Below are 18,541 nucleotides of genomic sequence, written 5' to 3'. Positions count from 1 at the left end.
GGTTAAGTGCATCGGTTGTCACACCCGCCTCAGAATTAATTCTAAGGCTAATAGCTAAAGTCTTCTGAAGAAGACTAGGAAGAAAGGTTTCAGTCTACTTGAGTAGACTTGCGCTATTAGCCCGGAAATTTATTTCTGGGCGGGTTGGGGAAATAATTTAGAATATTACAGGAATTACGCAGAATCATGAAAAAACAAACCACAAAGGGCGCAAAGGACACGAAGTTAAGAGGATTCGAGAGGGTTTTTGCGTAAGTCCTATATTAAATGAGATTAAAAAGACATTGTTCCAATATTACCTGTCCCACCTGACATCACAACTTGACCAATTTTGTCTGCCAATTTTGTTAAATTAGGTGCTGTCATGATGTCTACAAACTTGGGATTCGTCTCCGCTTGTGCTGCTGTCACCACTTCTTGTACAGCTTGCGCCACTTCAGGATCAGCCTTCGCCGCAGCTTCTATTTCAATTACAGCATTGCCATAATCTAACGGTGTGGTTGGTGCTTTTTCAATCGCCGCTACAACATTCGGTGAGTGTTTTCTCAGCTTGACAAGCAACTCACCAGTTTTATTCCACAGGGTTTCGCCAACCATTTCGCCTGTTCTTTCTAAGGCTTTGGTGGCGACTACAGAGCCAAGAGCGATCGCCGCAGTAGTCAAAGGTTCCATGTGCTACTTTAATTTAGGTGCATCTTAATTTATTTAGAAATACACAGTTTTAGAGTTAAATTACGCAATTTAACTGAAATAATTTAGATTCAGACAAATTATATCATGTCCGCTTGATTACTTATAAAAACCGAAGAACCCCACCCCGCCAAAACTATGTTTTGTCTCCCCTCCCCGTGAACGGGGAGGGGTTAGGGGGTGGGGTGCAATGACTGTGGGAATCATAACTAATTAACCGGACATGATATTAAACCCTATCTTAGCTTGATAGGTTTGATAAAACAAAGCGTAACCCAACAAAAATTCGGCTATATTTTAATTATCTATTAGCAAAAAATGGTAATCAAGATTTTAAATCTATGAACATTCAGCTTGTTGAATCTTTAGTTAATGCCATCAAAGCTTTATCTGTTGAAGAACAAGAACTATTGAAGCAAAAGTTAGCGCATAAATCTAATTGGCAAGATTTACGTACCAAAATTTTAACTAATGCTCAAGCTATCCAACAAAGATATAATGGTCAACCCTTTGAGCCAGATATTGACCAAATAATTTATCAAATGCGAGAAGAACGAGACCAACAATTGTTAGCAGATTAGTTACTCAGTCAAAAATAACTATGAATACAATATTTATTTGTGTAGATGCTAATTTTTTAATTAAATTAGTTACTTATACCTCAAAAACATCCCCTTATTTAGCTTTGTGGGATAATTGGGAGCAGAACCAAGCTCAGATTATTGCTCCAACTCTTTTATGCTACGAAGTCACAAATGTATTTCATAGAATGCAACTGGCAAAACAATTATTGCAGACAGAAGCTCAAGAATGTCTCAATAATGTTTTAAATTTATCTATTCAATTTTACAGTGATCAGCAACTTCATCAACAAGCGTGGGAAATCGCACAACAACTCAACCTTCCAGCTACTTATGATGCTCATTATTTGGCGTTAGCCCAAAGATTTTAGGCAAATTTCTACACAGGTGATAAACGTTTATTTAACAAAGTTCATTCTGTTTTGCCTTGGGTTCATTTAGTTGAATAATTCTTTGGGAAAGCTGCGCGTTAAGGGAGCATCCCACTTTTTTATGTGTTATTGCGAGGAACAAAGCAATCGCAAAATCTTACTATTTTGAACGAGTGCATGAGATTGCTACCCTGCGGGAAGTCTTACGCCTACGTCGTTCCTCTGGAGCGAGACGCTACGCGTAGCTTGTTTCTCCGAAGGAGTACGCAATGACAATTATCCTCTATGTGAAAACTAAAAACTGGGATGCACCCGCGCGTTAAGTTGTTTTACCAACTAATATTTAAAGTTGCTGTCGTTAGGACAAAAGGTTCTGTCGTTAGGACAAAAGATTCCGTCGTTAGGACAAAAGGTTCTGTCGTTAGGACAAAAGATTCCGTCGTTAGGACAAAAGATTCCGTCGTTAGGACAATAAATCCAGTCCTTGACATCTAAACAAAATATATATTTCTAGCTTTTATTCTCTCTACTCCCGCACTTATTTTTAGCAGAGATATTACTGATGCACAAAATCTAAACACAACCAGATTTTGTCAAATATACTGACGCAAAATTTAGTGCAATTAAGACAAACTAGCTTTAGCAAAATTTATTAAGCAAATAATTATGTCTCAAAAAAGACGCACATCTCGCATTGTCGAAAAAGCTGAGTTGAGAGTATCTGGACTTAAGGCGATTGACCCAAATATGGATTTTGGCGATAATCGCAATCTACAAAATATGATTCAATTAATTGAGCAATATCGCGCTAAACTTAATGCTTATAATACGGCTCTTGTTGTCATAGATTCAACTAAACTTGAAATGGAACAATTGGAAAAAAGTTTAGGTGAATTAAATGATAGAATGCTGATTGGCGTTGCTTTTAAATACGGTAAAGACAGTGTTGAATACGAAATGGCTGGCGGTGTTCGCAAAAGTGAACGTGTTCGCAGGAGTTCTGTCAGTCGCTTAAAAGCCAGCACACAAGAAACTTCTAACACTACAACTGAAAACGCCTAAATTTCCGACTATAGATTGTTTTAAACGTAAGTAATAACCCAGCCAAAATTTCTGTTCACAAAAATATCCCCGATTTCTTTAAGAAGTCGGGGATATAACTTTTATTCAAGCACAAACTCGCCAATAATTCTGTTAATTGATATGACAAATATCACGCCTAGTCAACATAATTTATCTCTGTTAAAAACCTAAAATTACTAACAAAAATTTTTGCATTAGTAGTTGACAAGTATAAATTTATACTTTAGTATAAAAGACATGATAAAGGCGATCGCTCAATTCTCCAAAGAACAAAACGATCGCCATTATCTAAACTCAATACAGGATAAAAGCGATCGTCTGGTTCTGGCAAGAAGAGAGCGATCGCTTTTATAAAACTCAAATACAGGAGTTTCAACACAATGATGGCACAATTACTCAACTTCGCCCAATCTCAAATCGCCCTGTTCTTAAAACAAAACTTTCACTTCCCCACACCCAAGCAAATTCCCCAACAACCATTTCCTTTCCGGGAACCAATTAAACATTTGCTAATCGGTTCACCCAAAGCTGTGACTAGTACAATTCACTATTTGCAAGTTATCGGTTACGCCAGTGTGGGAGATTGGAGTCCACTGCAACCAACAGGTAATCCCGATGAAGTGATGAGCATTTTAACTCGTCAAATCTCGATACAGTAATTTAAATTTAAAGACGTTGCATTGCAACGTCTTTTTAACTCAGCACTCATCTTTAAGGTAGCCAATGGGGATGCAAGCCAATTAACGGTAGCTTTTCTGGTTTAATGATAGCCAAGACGGCATCAGCAGTAATGCAGCTTTTTCAGGTTGAGTGCAGTCATGACCTCTGGTTACTGAGTATGTGTAGTGGCGTGGCAAGCCTTAAATGTTGCATGATAAATTTCTTGTGGGATGGGCTTCTAGCCCGTCCGGTGCGGGCAGGATACCCACACCACAAGAGTTATTTTTATGCCCTATTGTAGCCTTGCCACGCCACTACTACGTACTGTCACCTGTCACCTGTCCCCTATCACCTGTTCTCATTTCAACAAAAAACCGAGAAACTGTTATGTTTCCCGGTTTATTTTTAATATTAAAACCCTCAGTTTAAGGAAACACAAAAGTGTCCCCTATAATTCTTTAGCTAAATTAAACTTTAGCAGCAGCCTTGGTGACAGCGTTTAATTCACCTTTAGCATACTTAGCAGCAAACTCTTCCAGAGAAACTTGTTTAATCTTGCTTGCGTTACCAGCAGTACCAAATTGCTGATAGCGTTCAGCACAAACCTTCTGCATATATGTAATAGAAGGCTTGAGGAAGTGACGGGGGTCAAATTCCTTGGGATTTTTTGATAAAGCTTCGCGCACAGCTGCGGTGATAGCCAAACGGTTGTCGGTGTCGATGTTCACCTTACGAACACCACTCTTGATACCTTTTTGAATTTCTTCTACAGGTACGCCGTAGGTTTCAGGAATAGCACCACCGTACTCATTAATCAAAGCGATTAAATCTTCAGGTACAGAAGAAGAACCGTGCATTACCAAGTGGGTGTTAGGTAGACGACGGTGAATTTCTTCAATGCGGCTGATAGCCAAAATTTCGCCAGTTGGTTTGCGGGTAAACTTGTAAGCACCGTGGCTAGTACCAATAGCTACAGCCAAAGCATCTACTTGGGTTGCTTCTACAAAGCTAACAGCTTCATCGGGGTCAGTTAGCAGTTGAGAATGGTCAAGAGTACCTTCAAAACCATGTCCATCTTCAGCTTCACCCGCGCCGGTTTCCAAAGAACCCAAGCAACCGAGTTCACCTTCTACACTTACGCCCAAAGCATGAGCTACATTCACAACTTCGCGGGTAACACTAACGTTGTACTCGAAGCTGGCAGGGGTTTTAGCATCAGCTTCTAAAGAACCGTCCATCATCACGCTAGTGAAGTTGTTCTTGATAGCTGAGTAGCAGGTAGAAGGAGCATTACCATGATCTTGGTGCATGACAATGGGAATGTGAGGATAGGTCTCTACAGCAGCCAAAATCAGGTGGCGCAGGAAGTTTTCACCTGCATAGTTACGAGCGCCACGGGAAGCTTGCAAAATTACGGGGCTATCTGTCTCGGCAGCAGCCTTCAGGATTGCCTGAATCTGCTCCAAATTGTTAACGTTAAAAGCTGGGATGCCGTAACCGTTCTCAGCTGCGTGATCCAAGAGCAGCCGCAATGGTACAAGCGCCATAGATAGTCCTCCTAATGTGGTTGTCAGCTAGTCGGTGTGAGAGCAGCGTATTAGTTACGCTAATTCTTAAGAGTTTTTTCAACTTATAGGAAATTATAACTAGAGTCGGGTGTTTATGTTGAAAAAGTTTACGTCATCTCTCACCAAGATGCCTCATGCTTGACTTAGGCGACTGTCAAGTATGCTACGTTACATTTAAGAGATTTAGTAGTTGGTGATTCCAAAAGGCGCATCAGCATAGCCCTCAGACTGAAGTCTGGGGCTACACAAACTAAACCCGCCTACGCAGGTTTTAAAATATTCTGCGTAGGCGGTCACTAAAATTTGTTGAAGTGTGTTTTTATGCAATATTTAGATTTAGCCTGCTTACGCAGGCTTGGTTTATGTAGCCTTCTTAGAGAATCCCCCGACTTTTTGCTGAAACGAGCGAAGCGAGGTTTAAGCAGTCGGGGAAGTGTAACAATGCTTTTCCCTCAACTGCTTTCGCGTGTATTCTGATTGGATTTTTCACCCTCTTTTACTCCCCACAACTCCCAGGGCTGTTTCATTCGCTTTGATCAGGATTTTGTCAAGAGTATCATCCAAAAATTTTAGGGAGTTGGTAATCGACAAATTACTGCTTTAACCAGTAAATTTAAGTGCGATCGCCAGGCTCATGAGTAAATAAAATTGTTGAATCACCTGATTTTTTTGCTTGATACGCTTGTAAATTAGAGACTTTTAGGGAAGGAAACAGCCCTGCCACAACTCCTGCTCTTATTACTTTACTTGGACTTGTGTGTACACCGTAGGTTTGTGAGGGGAGACTAATCACCATTGCTTACTCCCTGACTACATAATTTTATTTATAAAACCAAATTCATCAAGGACTCCTGGGTTATTTCACCAATTCAGGAATTGTAGCTTCTAATTTCAAGCAATTAGCGCCATTAACTTGTAATTGGTACTCTACCTTATCCATTAACCGATTCATAATTAGCCACCCATAACCCCCTTCTTGTTTATCTACAGGATTAGGTGCTAGGTAAGTAGACATATCGTAGCCTTCGCCATAGTCCCATATTTCTAGGGAAATGTCTCGGTCTTTGAGTTCTAAACGCAGTAGTACTGGTAAATTTGGCTGCTCTTTGTGGGCATGACGCACCACATTAGAGTAGGCTTCTACCAAAGCCAATCGTAAACGACTGGACTGCCGAGACCAATCTACAGAATCTCCTAGCTTGACTTTCAAGCATCCCAGCAACCAGCTTTCGACGATATTTAAATAATTCAAATCACTTGGTACATGAAGCTCACTTTTCATTACTTATAAAACCTCTAGTGAAAGTATAGTTTGATCGTCTTCTTGAACTTGGTTATTTGCTTGGATACGAGCTAGTAAATGGTTCAGAGAAAGTGGTTGTGGCTCTGTTTGGAGAAGTTGCCAAAGACCTTCTTGGTTCAGCATAGAGTGGCTACTTGGCGAAAGATTAGCATCTGTTTGTTCGCATTTTAGTAACTCACTGGATACTGATGCTTCAGTAATCCCATCACTAGCTAACAATAAAGTATCTCCAGTGGAAAGATTTACTCTTCCTGAGAGTGCTTTCCAAGTAGGTAAGATCCCTAAAGGAATGCCACGTACTTTAAGATAGTTGGGCTGCTGGGTTGAGTCAGTTTGGCGAGACCATAGTAGAGGGTAGATATGTCCAGCATTAGCATATACTAGTTCTTTTGTACTAGGTGTATAACAAGCTAATACGAGAGTAATAAAACAATTGTTACTAATTAAGTCATTGCACAAAGCATGATTGAGATTTTGGACGATGATATGAGGTTCGGCTGGTGTTTCTTGAGATAATTCGCGCCGCAGTACAGAAATGGCACTAGCCATGAATAAAGCCGCAGGTACACCTTTCCCGGAAACATCACCTACTGCTAACCATAAATCGCCTTTGGGGTGGACAAATACTTCAAAAAAATCGCCTCCTACTTCTCGCGCTGGATAGCAGCAGGCTTGTAGTTTTGCCTCTTTGATATCAGGTAAGCTTTGGCGGAGCAAATTATGTTGAATTTGGCGTGCTACTTCCAATTCAGCGTGAATTTGCTCTTGTTTTTCTTGTAGGCGTTGATAAAGTTTCGCCTGAAAAAGAGCTAAAGCGGCTTGGTCGGCGACACCTGTAATCAATTTAATATCTTCATCTGGCCAAAGCTCATCACGTCCTACCTGATACAGTGCAAGTACGGCTAATAGTTGCTGCTGATAGGTAAGAGGAACTACCAGATAGTTACAAGGGTTGCCATCAAAGGTTTCTTGATTGAGTTGATAATGACGAGTTTCGACAACCTTCTCAAACAAACTATGGTCAAAGGCAAAATTTAATATAGAAGAATTGGCATCTTGATAAGAAAATTTATCATTGGTTAAGCGATCGCCTTCTACCGGAATCAGCAAACAACAAGTAGCATCAAAGGTTTGTCCGATGGTGGCAACAATTTTCTGCAACATATTGCCATAATCGAGAGATTCTCGAATTGCTGTTGTCACCTCATTAAACAAAGATTCTCGGCGTAGCGCCCGACGCAACTCTTGAGTGCGTTGTTTGACTAAACGATATGTCTCAGTAGCTTGTTCAACTAGTAACTTGAGCCGTTCAGGATTCCAAGGCTTTGTGATATATTTGAATACTTGACCGGAGTTGATAGCATCGACCAAATCTTCCACATCAGTAAAGCCAGTTAAAAGAATCCTAATGGTATCAGGAAACCTTTCTACTGTGCGACTGAGAAATTCCGTGCCATTCATTTCTGGCATTCTTTGATCTGAGATGATCACGGCCATCTCACCTTCTTTTTCCAATATGTCCAGCGCACTTAGGGCATGATTGGCTTTAAATACTTGAAAATCTCGCCTAAAAGTGCGGTAGAGTAAATCCAAATTATCTAGCTCATCATCGACAATCATGAGCTTGAGTTTTTCTACCTCTGTCTCAGTCATATTTGACTTTATTTCCGATACTTGTGTGGCGAGACAATACAATTTTTATCCCACCCAGTGACCACCTGCAAACAAATCAAAAAGCTATCGCTCTCATCATAGAAGTTACCTGCTTTGAACTGAGAAATTGACTCAAAGTTAGCTTCTTCCTCAATTTATGCCAAGGTTGTTCAACCCTGGAATTACCTTAGCCAACCAACCCAGAACGTAAAGCTCTAACTGCTGCTTGGGTACGGTCATCAGCGCATAGCTTATTCAGAATATTACGGACATGCGTTTTTACAGTCCCAACTGTAATATAAAGTCGTTCAGCTATAACAGCATTGCTACAACCTTCGACAATTAACTGTAACACTTCTAACTCGCGTTCTGTCAGGGTATAGGGGTCAATTATTTCCTCACTTTCCCCAAAGTCTTGATTTTGGGGGATATTTTTATTTTCTTGGGCAACAGTTTCCTGTTTAGGAGAATTCTCTTGTGCCTGTTGTAACACAATTCTGGCGATCGCTGGATCAATCCAGGCGTTGCCATTGTACGTAACTCTAACGGCTTCTAGCAAATTATCAAATTTGATATCTTTCATACAGTAAGAGTCAGCCCCAGCTGCAAAAGCAGCCAAAACGGCTTCTTTATTATCTCGAAGGGTTAAGATTAACACCTTGGTAGCATCTTCGCCTGTAGCAATTGCTTTAATTTCTCTGGTCAGTGCAATTCCATCTTTATCAGGTAAACCAATATCGACGATCGCAATATCTGGCTGTAAGATTCTTAACAGCTTTAAGCCTTCCGCCGCATTGCCAGCTTCACCTAGCACTTCAATTTCATCTCTTTGCTGTAGTGCTGTGCGAATACCAACACGGGTAAGGTCATGATCTTCGATCAAAACAATACGGATTTTACTCATTGTCAACTTCTGCCCGTTAAACTAACTAAACTGTGAAACCGAGTTGATGCAAAAATATTAGTGGATTGTGATGGAAATACACTGATAAAAAATAAATATAGAATTTTTGCCTAGTAAGTTATTAGTTTTATTGTGTTGGATATTTTCACTGGTAAGCAAACTTAAATTTTTGGTTAGAGAAAAGCTAACCTCCTTTTTTATGAGTATACTGGCTGATTTACGACAGATTCATCTTTGTCAACCACTGATTACGATGACGAAAATGCGATCGCTCCTAACAATTGCATTCCAATGATGGTTCGTTATGAAATATGACAAATTAATACATTTATATTCATTAGAAATTTTAATCATAAAAAATTTTGGTATACATTACAACCTGCTTGCGTAAATATCCGCCCACATCAAGCCCTGAAAGACTTTTAACCCTGTAACTTTCTCACTACTAGTTGCCTAAAATTGCCCAGGCGATTGATTAAAATATTTGATAAACTATCGTTCGAGACAATCTGGTGTGATGTGAGGCTAATTAGAATAGGCTATGTCTAAACCGCCTAAAGTATTTTCGGTGCTGGGAATACCAGTTCATGTTATGAGTAACTATCCAGGCTGGTTGCTAGAATGCCTGCAACACAGCAGAGGTACTCATGTAGTGACGCTGAATGCAGAAATGACCATGCAAGCAGAACGAGACAGCGCACTAGCCAAGGTAATTCACGATGCTGAGTTGGTGATACCTGATGGTGCTGGTGTGGTTTTGTATTTGCAGTGGCTATTTTGGCAAAAGGTTCAACGTTGTCCAGGAATTGAACTAGCAGAAACATTACTGCGAGAACTAGGACAAAAGCAAAAAGGTACAAAAGTCTTTTTTTACGGCGGCGCACCAGGAATAGCAACCAAAGCCGCAGATTTCTGGAAGCAGCAAGCCCCAGATTTAAACATAGTCGGGACTCATTCTGGCTATCATTCTCCCGAAGAAGAAGAGATATTACACCAAACACTAACTCAATTACAGCCTCAAGTTATTTTGGTTGGGTTGGGAGTACCACGTCAAGAATTATGGATTGCCCAAAATCGTCATTTATGTCCCCAAGCAATTTGGATTGGTGTTGGCGGTAGTTTTGATATTTGGTCAGGAAGCAAAACCCGCGCTCCTGCTTGGTTAGGCAATAATAATTTGGAATGGCTGTATCGCTTATATAAAGAACCTTGGCGTTGGCGACGGATGTTAGCTTTGCCAGAATTTGCCGTGAAAGCATTTGTTTACCGCTTGACAGCCAAAAGCGCCTTCTAGAGAAGAGTAGGGAGTAGGGAATTGGGAGTAGGGAGTAGGGCGACAATAAACATCCACCACTCCTGACTTACTAATATATGACTTGCGGTGATTACTGAAATTTCCAAAAAATTTAATTTTTGCTTTTGAACTTGAGATTCTTAGGGATATCCTGGGAATCCTTTTTTTAAGAGAATCTTAAATTGAAGTTTTTCGAGCTTTTAGTTCTAAGCAAGTGTATATATTCTGCCAATGAGAACCGTTGTTAAAACTGATCAGCATATTCCTGCAAAGGATAGTACATCTTCCCCACAAAGTAGTAGTAATGCTCCCATTGTGCAGTTACGCTCTGTAACAAAAACATACAACAATGGCTGTCACGGGTTGTTGGATGTGAGTTTAGAGGTGAAACAGAAAGAATTTTTGTTTATTACAGGCCCTAGCGGTTCTGGTAAATCAACACTGTTAAAGCTTTTGTATGGCGAAGAATCGGCTACTCAGGGAGAGGTGATTGTCAATGATTGCAATGTAACAGATTTGCGGGGCGATCGCTTATCACTGTTGCGGCGACGCATTGGCATTGTTTTTCAAGATTACAAACTGATTCCCCAAAGAACAGTAGCCGAGAATGTAACCTTTGTACTGCAAGCACAAGGTTTCACTCGCAAAGAAATTCAAAGACGTTTAGAACCAACGTTAAAGTTAGTGGGTTTACTTTCCAAAGCTAACTGTTTTCCTGATCAACTTTCGGGAGGCGAACAACAACGGGTAAGTGTTGCACGCGCCATTGTGGGAACACCGCCATTAATTTTAGCTGATGAACCCACAGGAAACCTCGACCCCGATAATTCTTGGCAAGTCATCCAAATTTTGCAAAAGTTAAATTCTTTTGGGGCTACAGTAATTGTGACTACCCACGACGAACAACTTGTACGGCGCTGCAATCATCCTGTAGTCCAAGTCCGTAACGGTAGATTATCTCGGAAATAGTTAACAATCAAGAGTCACAGAAAATTCCAAAAAAGAAATTATCCAATTTGTTTACTCAACAAAGCCACTATCTCCCTTGTCTTCCTTGTCCCCCTTGTCTCCCTTATCCCCCTTCCAAACAAAGAGATATTTTTCCTAAGAAGTTACTCAGTACTCAGCACTCAGCACTTTGTCTTGAGATTTTTGAGTTTTGACTTTTAACTTGACTGGTTTCAAAGGAGTGGCTTTGCTAGATGGGAGATTTGAGAGTTTGTCTAAGATTTGTAAACTCTCAAAAGCTGCCTCTCGAATGATGACTTCTTCTTCTTTAGTCAAAAGCAGTTGCAAACATTGGCTAACTTCTTGCTGTAACGACTCATTCACTGGCTGGCGGGTGATAAATTTGGTAATTCGACGTATAGCCAGCAACCGCTTTAAGGGATCTGCTTCTGTTAAATTGAGTAACAATTGCTCAAATACATCTTGGTCTTGATGGCGATAACGGCTGAAAATTTGCCAAAGTAACAAAACTAAAGTTAATAAAGTTCCCAAACCTTGCAAAATTGTGCCAGTTGCTAACCAAGGGCTATGAGAGTCAACCCAGATAGCAGCAGCCATATAAGTGCTAATAGTTGCCAGACCACCAATAGCAACAGCTAAAACTAACCGACGATTTGGCCCGTTGAGGATTTTTTGAATTTCTACCCAACGTTGTTGCCAGTTCCATTGTTGGTTTGAGTAGGTGATTAACATTACTCCCACACCAACTATCAAAGCTAATAGCAGTTTCCAGTTCCATAACAGCATTGCTACGACTATTGTTAGGAAGCCGAGAACACCTCCAGAACCGGAAAAAGGCTTGAAATTTTGCTGCTTGGAACTTCCTGGCGACAAAGCTGGAAGTGACCAGTTGGGTATCTGGTTAATTAGTTGCTGCAAAGAAAACGAAGCCTTTGCCACAGTATTTACCTAATTGTGTTGACGAGATTTTCTAATATATCTTTTACCAGGGATTAGGTGCATGTTGAAGCTAATATTACTCATTCTGGATAGTCTTTGTCCCGAATTTCTCCCCGTATTGGTGGGGAGTGTGGGGAGAGAGGGAAGTGTGGGGGGAAAGATTTCTTCACCATCCTCCCACACTCCCCAGCACCTGGCTTTCTCTCTTGTGAGAAATCCAGGTTTGGGAATGGTCTTACATACAAAAACGAAAGTCGTCAATGGTGAATTGACCGTCAAAGGCACAGAAGGTAACAGAGTGAATATTTCTGCCTGTTACAGATAATAAAATGTTGGGGGGTACTGCTGAATCAGAGTTAGCAAGATTCGCGCCAGGAAGTACGGTTTGACTGAGCAGTTGGCGATCGCTATCATAAGCAGACATAACCAGCCTTTGCGAACTAGTCACATAGGCACTAACATAATTGACTGGCTGTACAAAACTCGCTTCCAGAAACCCGCCTTTTGGCGAACCCATTAATACTATGAGGCCAGAATGGCTCGGAAATGCAGGGTTAGAAGGTTGTATGGCAATTGAATTACGGAAAACGACACCCCAGCGTTCATATTGTGTTTCGACCGATTCAAAACACTTTAAATCTTCTAAATTTAAACATACACAAATAGGAACACCCACTTTGGCTGTTTCTAAAGTTTCTGCCAACTGTCCCCGCCAAGCAGAAGCTATATGCACGTCACAGTTTTCTAATACGTCTTTAAAATCTGCCAACGCTGGTGCTTTATCCGATTGAAGAGTAGCCTGCTTTACCACAACGCCCCGCCTTACCATTACCTAGAGAACGATTTAGATAAGTAATTATATCTAAAGGTGTTTTTCTTAAATCCAGAATCGTTGCTAATCTTAGGTATTTCAACTATTCTGGAAGCTCAAAACTTTACGTGAGTTTTCTGATAGATTACCATAAAAAACCAATGTCTTTTATATCACCAAAGTAATACAGGCTACTTCACAAAAGCCTTGTATAACAGTATTTACAGGCAAATACCCTGCGAATCAGAGACAAAAAAATCACTGAATCTTCACACGTAAGCCAGTGATTTTACATCCCCTTAATCTAGCGGAGGCTAGAGGTGGAAAAATTGCGGGTTTGCTAAAAATAGCAATGAATAAACTCCGGGAAATTCCCTAAAAGTACGGCGTGTTTGGTGTGAAACGATTGCTACCAGCAATTACTCAGCTAACACACATCTACTTTGCCGAAGTATACGTAAAATAGGTTTTTGGTCATTGGTCTTATGTGAATACAAATTACTCATGACATTCTCAACCAGAGAATTTGCAACTTGAACACATACTAAATGAACGGCATATATATGTTTCAACCACAGGGATTTGAACAACGCTCAATTACAACTTCTTTAGGGAGAATAGTATATTACACTAGCGTAGGGTCGTTTTGGCAAGGGAGTGCGATCGCTGAACCGACAAAGGAAACTTTAGTATTCCTACATGGTTTTGGTGGTGGATCTTCGGCTTATGAGTGGTCGAAGGTTTACCCAGCTTTTGCTAGTGAATATCGCATTCTGGCACCAGATTTGATTGGATGGGGTAAATCAGAACATCCAGCGCGAAATTACCAAATTGACGATTATTTAACGACGATTCGGGAATTTTTGCAGCAAACTTGTACAGAAGCAGTCACGGTGATTGCTTCTTCTTTGACTGCGGCGTTGACAATTCGAGTTGCGATCGCTCATCCTGAATTATTCAAATCTTTAATTCTCACCACACCAGCCGGACTATCTGATTTTGGCGGAGACTACTCCCGCAGTTTTTTTGCTCAGTTAGTCAGCGTACCCATAATTGACCGCTTGCTTTACAGTACTGGTATTGCGACCGAAGCAGGCATTCGCAGTTTTTTAGAGCAAAGACAATTTGCCCAAGCTAATCGAGTTTATCAAGAAATTGTCCAGGCTTATCTTCAATCTGCTCAACAGCCCAACGCGGAATATGCTGCACTTTCTTTTGTGCGTGGTGATTTGTGTTTTGATTTATCCCTTGACATTGAAAAGCTGACCACTCCGACTGCGATTATTTGGGGGGAGAAATCCCAATTTACTGGCCCCGAAATTGGTCGTCGTTTAGCAGAGAAAAACCCCCAAGCAATTCGCGTGTTTCAACAACTAGAAGATGTGGGATTAACACCCCAGTTGGAACTACCCGCCGTCACTATTGGATTAATTCGCCAGTTTTTGCCTTTAGTCAGTGAAGAGTGCTGAGTTGAAAGTGCTGAGTGCTGAGTTAGGATAGCGCCTGTGGCGCTAATAATGTGGAGATGCGTTTCACTACTAACCACTCACACTTCGACTCCGCTCAGTGTAAAGCACTCAGCACTGGAAATAATTTCACACTTCAATTACTTATTCTCTACGCGGACATCAATTACAGTGGCATTGAAGTTGTAGTTATAACCTTCTAATTCAAAAGGCATACCAATTTTGACTTTGCTGTTACCTAAAACTGGGCCATTTTCCGTGACTTGCGCCTTACCTTCCAAAGTTAACAGCATATCTGTACTGTAATTGTTCTTTCGAGGATCTTTGACTTCCTTAACTGAACCATCTGGTTGGGTAGCGGTGATTGTTCTCTCTAGTACTTCAATAGATTTAATCCCAATTTGACCGTAAGGCTGATTACGGATAATGACGTTTGTTTTACCGCCTTTCTTAAATCCACTTTCAAATAAGCGTTCTGGGTCGCGGACATTCAAACCCCGCACGGCTAAATCTACCTCAATGGGTACGGTTTTTGAACCAACTTGAGCCACAGAACCAGAGGTTCCTGGAAAAAAGAAGATACCAACTATAACTAGCAGAATTACAAGTGCAGCGCCTACATCAAGAATATTGACTTTACCGAACAAGCGACCTTTGGAATCAAAAATAGCCATAAAAACTTTTCCTAAATACAAACAAAGTATTTGATTGTAGCAACAAAGTTAATCAGGAACATGACAATTTCCCGACAGAGGTATGACTGAAAGATGGCTAGGTCTTTGAGTCTGGCGACAGTGTATCACGAGTTGAAAAAATCGGCGTGAAGTCGGCACATCCTTTACATTAGGACTTAAAAAAATCAAGGTTTGGGTGAGGGTGAAGGGGTATAGCCTGCATTTCTCACCACACCTTTCAAAGCCTGTGCAGGGGAGCAGGGGAGCAGGGGAGAATGAAGGTACTCTCTCCCCTGCCCCTCCGCACCTCTGCCCCTCTGCCCCATCAAACGCCTGAAGCTTGTGAGAAATGCGGGTATAGGGGTGTAAGGGTGTAGATAAATCCTTCTAGAGATAATTTGGGCGATCGCATCCGTAGTCATAAGATTAAAATGCAACTTCAAGCGCAGTAACTCCGTCTTGTATTTTGTCTTGTGATTGTTGCTTGTCTCGAAATTATTATCAGAAATGCTTATGATGGCTTGGAAAGGTTTTACAGCAAATTATCGTCGCTGGCGGCGTAGTTGGTTATATCCAATAATGTCGGTGGTAGTCGCCCTCAGTTTGTGTTTGAGTACACCTTTACCTGGACGGGCTGTAGATTTATTACCACTGTTGTTCCAAGGAGCGCAAATACTTCAGCTTTCTAATATATCCTCTCGCCAAGAAGTAGAGCTTGGCAAACAGATGAATGATGAATTACTTGGTGAAGTTCGTCTGTATCGCAATGCAGAAGTGAATCGTTATGTGCAGGAAATTGGTCAAAGATTAGCCGCCAATAGCGATCGCCCCAGTCTTCCTTTTACCTTTCAGGTGGTAGAAGATAATGCTGTGAATGCTTTTGCTACTACTGGGGGTTTTGTTTATCTCAACACAGGTTTACTCAAAACCGCAGAAAATGAAGCGGAACTAGCTAGTGTGATAGCTCATGAAATTGGTCACATTGGGGGGAAACACTTGGTTAAACAAATGCAGCAAAGGGCTGTGGCGAGTGGTTTAGCTACAGTAGCCGGTTTAGACCGTAATCAAGCTGTGGCTATTGGTGTAGACTTAGCCCTTAACCGTCCTCGCAGTCGTCAAGATGAGTTTGATGCCGATAAAAGAGGTTTAAGAACTCTAACAAGAGCCGGTTATGCTCAATCTGGTATGGTTTCCTTTATGCAAAAGCTACTCAAAAGTGGTTCTGGTCCAACTTTCTTGAGTACGCACCCTGCTACTAGCGATCGCATCAATAATCTTAAACGTGCAATTAATTCTCAACCCAGTAGTGGGCGTGACGGTTTAGATAACGCTGCTTATCGAGCTAGAATTCGACCATTACTTTAGTTTTTTCACTGTGCCGAATTTACAACCAAAACCTATGCTCGCTGCGGCTGGCGGCGAGCTTTGATTTGGGAAGGTTCCACTGTTACCACGCCATCTTCTAGCGGTAAGATACGCTGGGTATTTTGAAATACATTTACTTGATAAATTAAATGATTGGTAACATCAAATCCAGTTAACCAACCACTACGAGGATGATAAGCTCCAGTATCGATATCTAGCCATCCTCTACCTTCGGCTAGTTTACCCGGAGGAACGTTTGGTAAAGTAAAAGTTATAGTATGCCCAACTATAATGAGCTTATCAGGAAAATAAGGCTTTTCTATGCTGTGAAATTCATCTCTAATCCAGCAGAACTGCTCGGCAGTTTGTTCGGCGAGAGGCAGATTTGGGTCTAATCCGGCATGAGTTAACCAAATATCGCCCAAATCTAAATAAGTGGGTAGGGATTGAAACCACTCTAAATGCTCTTGGGGAATAGTGGATGCTTGGTAACTGCTGAGAGTGGCTTGTCCACCGCTATACAACCAAGCTTGCATAGCTGGGGCGGGAATATTTGTTTGGGTGAGAATATTCAATAGCATCTGCTCGTGATTACCCAACAGACAGGGATAATTGTTCTGCCGGACAAAATTCACAACATTGTAGCTGTGGGGGCCACGATCAATTAAGTCACCGAGAAAATAAACTTGATCTTCTGATGTGGGTGCGATCGCCTCTAACAAAGTCATCAAGCCTTCATAATGACCATGCACATCCCCAATAACTATGCGACGTTTCCTTGTTCTACTCATCTGCATTTAGCTGAAATGAAATTAGTTTAATATTTTTGCTACACTATAACCGCAGGTTATTCCGTAAATAAAGATAAATATTACTTGCGTAAATTTAAATTTTATTTAAAGTTTTATCTGCACCAAAAATTATCAATTTGCTTACACACCCTAACTTAAAATTTAGGCTGTAATTCTAATTTTAGTTTGCCCAATGTCTGAACAATTTTCTCCTGAAATCAGCACACGCATCTGTAATCACATGAATGAAGATCATGCTGATGCTGTACTTTTATATGCCAAAGTTTTTGGTAATATTACTGAAGCTACATCAGCCCAAATGTTAGCAATTGATTCACAGGGAATGGATTTAACCACGCAAGTCAATGAAGAATCCATTCCAGTGCGTATCCAATTTGACCATATTTTAGCGGATGCGGAAGATGCTCATCAAACTTTGATTGCGATGATTAAGCAGGCGCGGGTGAAGGGGTGAGGGGTTAGAGTTTTCAGTTATTTAGAAGGGAGATAAGGGAGACAAGGGAGAGGGGGTAGCTTTTATTGTTTGAAGCATAAAAATAAGTTCCTACTCGGTTTGTAATAACCAAAAACCACTGTAAGTCATACCAGAATCATCGGGTTGAATTAATAAAAAGTGTAATCCCTGGCTTTGTTGTTTACGTTGTTCATAAGTTTTAGCGGCGGCGGTGACTTCTGCATCTTCAAAGGTGGCTAATACCCATCTATCAACTAAACCCGCTTCTAAAATTAAACCATCGGGCGCACCGGGGATGTAGTTTAAGGCTACAGGATGTGTTGTGGCTAACCAACGTGCTAAACGCATAGATTGTCTGCCACCATAAATGACTACACCAGGAACGGTTACTGTGGAAGCTAAACCCAGATTTATGGGTTTAAGAAATTCTGGCATAGATAAAATCGGAATGGGGCGATCGCTAAATTCTATTTCTAAATCCCCAGCCGCTAAATTTGCAAAGCGCCACTGTTCACCCCAGAGATTTTCCGGTAATGGTAAGGGTGCGGGTTTTTCTAAACTAAAATCAGAATGTTTGTCTTTTAACCACTGTTTTAATGCTAAAGTCCGGCGGGTTGCTTCTACTGCAATACCTAAATTGCGTCCGGCTGTTTCGATTAAACTCAACGACTGGGGACGGAAAACTTGAATCACATCTGGTAACTTTGCACCTGCGGCTTGTTGAATTTGAGTAGTCAGCCAATGGGAATTTGCTTCTGACTGCAAACAAGTAGCTGTATACTCAAAACTGCGATTTGCATCACAAATCAACAATTCCCATAAAATTTGTCCAGATATATCTTGTTGCGAACTCCGATAAAAATCAGCTTGCCAAATTTTCATGATTTAAAACATTTTTTCATAAAAAAAGGGGTGGATAACCCACCCCTCTATTGAACCAGGAA

At 40.9% G+C, this 18,541-nt stretch carries 21 protein-coding genes; 9 read left to right on the top strand and 12 right to left on the bottom strand.

Annotated features, from left to right (window positions below; translation table 11 throughout):
- Positions 1-273: 273 nt before the first annotated feature.
- Positions 274-672 carry a hypothetical protein gene (locus tag H6G79_RS29815; RefSeq protein WP_190594552.1) on the bottom strand — a complete coding sequence of 133 codons (399 nt, stop codon included), beginning with the start codon at positions 670-672 and terminating at the stop codon, positions 274-276.
- A gap of 359 nt (positions 673-1,031) precedes the next feature.
- Here H6G79_RS29815 and H6G79_RS29810 point away from each other — a divergent pair, with 359 nt between their 5' ends.
- From H6G79_RS29810 to H6G79_RS29800, 3 genes are all read left to right on the top strand, one after another.
- Complete coding sequence (locus H6G79_RS29810) at positions 1,032-1,271, top strand: hypothetical protein (protein WP_190594551.1); 240 nt, start codon at positions 1,032-1,034, stop codon at positions 1,269-1,271.
- A 20-nt stretch (positions 1,272-1,291) separates the two neighbouring features.
- Positions 1,292-1,642, top strand: a complete 351-nt coding sequence (locus H6G79_RS29805) for a type II toxin-antitoxin system VapC family toxin (RefSeq protein WP_242048616.1) — start codon at positions 1,292-1,294, stop codon at positions 1,640-1,642.
- A 666-nt stretch (positions 1,643-2,308) separates the two neighbouring features.
- Positions 2,309-2,704 (top strand): hypothetical protein, encoded by a 396-nt coding sequence (locus H6G79_RS29800; RefSeq protein ID WP_190594550.1) that lies wholly within the window; start codon positions 2,309-2,311, stop codon positions 2,702-2,704.
- 244 nt (positions 2,705-2,948) lie between these two features.
- On the opposite strand, the gene H6G79_RS29795 is transcribed toward H6G79_RS29800, so the two are convergent.
- A complete protein-coding gene (locus tag H6G79_RS29795) occupies positions 2,949-3,104 on the bottom strand; it encodes a hypothetical protein (protein ID WP_190594549.1) in 156 nt (51 codons plus the stop codon).
- Between the two features lies 1 nt (position 3,105).
- On the opposite strand from H6G79_RS29795, the gene H6G79_RS29790 reads away from it, so the two are divergent.
- On the top strand, positions 3,106-3,384 hold the full coding sequence (locus H6G79_RS29790) for a hypothetical protein (protein ID WP_190594548.1): 279 nt from the start codon (positions 3,106-3,108) through the stop codon (positions 3,382-3,384).
- Positions 3,385-3,852: 468 nt separating this feature from the next.
- Here the strand turns inward: H6G79_RS29790 and fba are convergent, their stop codons facing one another.
- The 5 genes from fba to H6G79_RS29765 form a co-directional block, all read right to left on the bottom strand.
- On the bottom strand, positions 3,853-4,932 hold the full coding sequence (gene fba / locus H6G79_RS29785) for a class II fructose-bisphosphate aldolase (protein WP_190594547.1): 1,080 nt from the start codon (positions 4,930-4,932) through the stop codon (positions 3,853-3,855).
- 634 nt (positions 4,933-5,566) lie between these two features.
- Entirely contained in the window at positions 5,567-5,749 is a 183-nt protein-coding gene (locus H6G79_RS29780; RefSeq protein ID WP_190594546.1) for a hypothetical protein, read from the bottom strand.
- Positions 5,750-5,809: 60 nt separating this feature from the next.
- Positions 5,810-6,235 (bottom strand): anti-sigma regulatory factor, encoded by a 426-nt coding sequence (locus H6G79_RS29775; protein WP_062295158.1) that lies wholly within the window; start codon positions 6,233-6,235, stop codon positions 5,810-5,812.
- 3 nt (positions 6,236-6,238) lie between these two features.
- Positions 6,239-7,909 (bottom strand): SpoIIE family protein phosphatase, encoded by a 1,671-nt coding sequence (locus H6G79_RS29770; RefSeq protein ID WP_190594545.1) that lies wholly within the window; start codon positions 7,907-7,909, stop codon positions 6,239-6,241.
- Positions 7,910-8,096: 187 nt separating this feature from the next.
- Positions 8,097-8,813: a response regulator transcription factor gene (locus H6G79_RS29765; RefSeq protein WP_190594544.1), complete on the bottom strand. Its 717-nt coding sequence runs from the start codon at positions 8,811-8,813 to the stop codon at positions 8,097-8,099.
- Positions 8,814-9,354: 541 nt separating this feature from the next.
- Here H6G79_RS29765 and H6G79_RS29760 point away from each other — a divergent pair.
- Both H6G79_RS29760 and ftsE read left to right on the top strand, forming a co-directional pair.
- Positions 9,355-10,107: a WecB/TagA/CpsF family glycosyltransferase gene (locus H6G79_RS29760; RefSeq protein ID WP_190594543.1), complete on the top strand. Its 753-nt coding sequence runs from the start codon at positions 9,355-9,357 to the stop codon at positions 10,105-10,107.
- 231 nt (positions 10,108-10,338) lie between these two features.
- Positions 10,339-11,076, top strand: coding sequence for a cell division ATP-binding protein FtsE (ftsE, locus tag H6G79_RS29755; protein WP_190594542.1), 738 nt, complete (start codon positions 10,339-10,341; stop codon positions 11,074-11,076).
- A gap of 147 nt (positions 11,077-11,223) precedes the next feature.
- Here the strand turns inward: ftsE and H6G79_RS29750 are convergent, their stop codons facing one another.
- Together H6G79_RS29750 and H6G79_RS29745 are read right to left on the bottom strand one after the other, a co-directional pair.
- On the bottom strand, positions 11,224-12,015 hold the full coding sequence (locus H6G79_RS29750; protein ID WP_190594541.1) for a hypothetical protein: 792 nt from the start codon (positions 12,013-12,015) through the stop codon (positions 11,224-11,226).
- Between the two features lie 235 nt (positions 12,016-12,250).
- Complete coding sequence (locus H6G79_RS29745; RefSeq protein WP_396019821.1) at positions 12,251-12,826, bottom strand: hypothetical protein; 576 nt, start codon at positions 12,824-12,826, stop codon at positions 12,251-12,253.
- 563 nt (positions 12,827-13,389) lie between these two features.
- On the opposite strand from H6G79_RS29745, the gene H6G79_RS29740 reads away from it, so the two are divergent.
- Entirely contained in the window at positions 13,390-14,295 is a 906-nt protein-coding gene (locus H6G79_RS29740; RefSeq protein ID WP_190594539.1) for an alpha/beta fold hydrolase, read from the top strand.
- A 137-nt stretch (positions 14,296-14,432) separates the two neighbouring features.
- Here the strand turns inward: H6G79_RS29740 and H6G79_RS29735 are convergent, their stop codons facing one another.
- Positions 14,433-14,966, bottom strand: coding sequence for a DUF4330 domain-containing protein (locus tag H6G79_RS29735; protein ID WP_190594538.1), 534 nt, complete (start codon positions 14,964-14,966; stop codon positions 14,433-14,435).
- Positions 14,967-15,479: 513 nt separating this feature from the next.
- Here H6G79_RS29735 and H6G79_RS29730 point away from each other — a divergent pair.
- Positions 15,480-16,331 carry a M48 family metallopeptidase gene (locus tag H6G79_RS29730; protein ID WP_190595099.1) on the top strand — a complete coding sequence of 284 codons (852 nt, stop codon included), beginning with the start codon at positions 15,480-15,482 and terminating at the stop codon, positions 16,329-16,331.
- Positions 16,332-16,363: 32 nt separating this feature from the next.
- Here the strand turns inward: H6G79_RS29730 and H6G79_RS29725 are convergent, their stop codons facing one another.
- Positions 16,364-17,122, bottom strand: coding sequence for a metallophosphoesterase family protein (locus H6G79_RS29725; protein WP_190595098.1), 759 nt, complete (start codon positions 17,120-17,122; stop codon positions 16,364-16,366).
- Between the two features lie 193 nt (positions 17,123-17,315).
- Here H6G79_RS29725 and H6G79_RS29720 point away from each other — a divergent pair, with 193 nt between their 5' ends.
- Complete coding sequence (locus H6G79_RS29720; RefSeq protein ID WP_190595097.1) at positions 17,316-17,597, top strand: DUF2470 domain-containing protein; 282 nt, start codon at positions 17,316-17,318, stop codon at positions 17,595-17,597.
- Between the two features lie 90 nt (positions 17,598-17,687).
- Here H6G79_RS29720 and H6G79_RS29715 read toward each other — a convergent pair whose 3' ends face one another.
- Positions 17,688-18,479 carry a Tab2/Atab2 family RNA-binding protein gene (locus H6G79_RS29715; protein ID WP_190595096.1) on the bottom strand — a complete coding sequence of 264 codons (792 nt, stop codon included), beginning with the start codon at positions 18,477-18,479 and terminating at the stop codon, positions 17,688-17,690.
- Positions 18,480-18,541: the final 62 nt, after the last annotated feature.

It is taken from the genome of Anabaena sp. FACHB-83, assembly GCF_014697485.1.
Lineage (GTDB): Bacteria > Cyanobacteriota > Cyanobacteriia > Cyanobacteriales > Nostocaceae > Nostoc_B.
Note: the sequence above shows the minus strand (reverse complement) of the source record. Positions and strands in the feature narration are given on the sequence as shown.